Below are 1,380 nucleotides of genomic sequence, written 5' to 3' on the forward strand. Positions count from 1 at the left end.
AATTTGTATACAAGCTAAACAGGCGATATTTTGGAGAACGATTATTCGATAGGGTGATTATAGCTGCTATAACAGGAAATTAGGTATAAAAACGGGTATTCAATTCTGCAAATGTAAATTGACCAGATTCAAAGTTAGATTCTTCAACATTTCCCAAATTGAAATAAAACCTTCTATTATTATTATACCCTACAAAACCCCCATTAGCATCAGCTGGTATCAAATAAGTCTCCGTAATACTATTATTATCTCTCTGAGCCCAAAGTTGGTCGTTAGCTTGAGTATCGCTTAATCTTATCCATTTACCTTCGGAAACCGTTTGGTTAGTGGCACCATCAGGATTAGAGAAATAGTAGAATCCTGGAGTTACATCTACTTGTTTCCCTCCTTTGCTAGCATCTGCTAATGTTTTACCTGTGGCAGTGTTATACACCACTACACCGTCAAATCCAGAAGTTACCACATCATTTTCTACCACATCTAAATTGAATGTAAATTTAGTAAGATCTGTTTGTGGAAAACCTAACACTTTACCCACAGATGGGTCTAATTTATTTTTGAAACTACTACCATCTAAAAAATAATTAGTATTAAATAAATCTGCTGAAGTCTGCCCATTGGTTAAAACCTGTGCTGTTGCAGTTGCTCCTAACATTAGTAATCCTGCTGTAATATATATTTTTTTCATTGTTTCTATTTTTTTATTAATTTCTACCTCCTATTAAATACCACTTTGTTCCATTAGACCAAACCATTTGAGCTGAAGACGCTGTTATACCATTTGTTCTATCTGGATAAGACACCCCCATTGTACCTGTATAATTTATAAGTCCACCCGTAGAATTTTTGAAATGGATAATACGACCTTTATTTTCTGGTAATGTAGGGTCTGGCAATATAATGGCTCCACCATCAGTAGTAAATTCGTAAAAATCTACATATCCTTTATCTCCATCTTTCCAATCATAATTTGAACCTGTAGTCTGCCCCAATCTTGCAGTAAATTCTTTTGTTGTCGTTGCAGCCGCCCCTACTTTTTGCCATTTACCTTCTGCAAAATAATAAAAGCCTTTAGTATCTACTAAAGAAATCGTAGTGTCATTTTCTCCGTCTGCTTTTTTATTTGTAATATAAACCATAGTAGACTCTGCTACATTTTCTCCCATGGCTTTAGCTCTCTCAGAAGTTACTCTTGGTATTAAAAACCCCTCTACACTGTTTCCACTCTCATCAAAAGTTTTAACTTCAAAAGTCGCGTGTGGTTTGTCTATGTTAACTCCTACGGCTCCTTGTGTTTTTTCTTGCTGTCCAAACACTTGTGTACTCAAGCCTACTGCGGCGAATACGGCTAAATTGATAATTGTTTTTTTCATAAAAATT

The 1,380-nt window shown here is 35.2% G+C and carries 2 protein-coding genes; both read right to left on the reverse strand.

From position 1 onward, the window contains the following. Positions 1-79: 79 nt before the first annotated feature. Entirely contained in the window at positions 80-688 is a 609-nt protein-coding gene (locus C237_RS13450; RefSeq protein WP_018676525.1) for a hypothetical protein, read from the reverse strand. Positions 689-704: 16 nt separating this feature from the next. Beyond that, positions 705-1,380 (reverse strand): hypothetical protein (locus C237_RS14040; protein WP_221403459.1); only part of this gene is annotated, 676 nt, incomplete at its 5' end.

The organism is Riemerella columbina DSM 16469 (assembly GCF_000374405.1).
In the GTDB taxonomy this organism is placed as follows: Bacteria; Bacteroidota; Bacteroidia; order Flavobacteriales; family Weeksellaceae; genus Riemerella; species Riemerella columbina.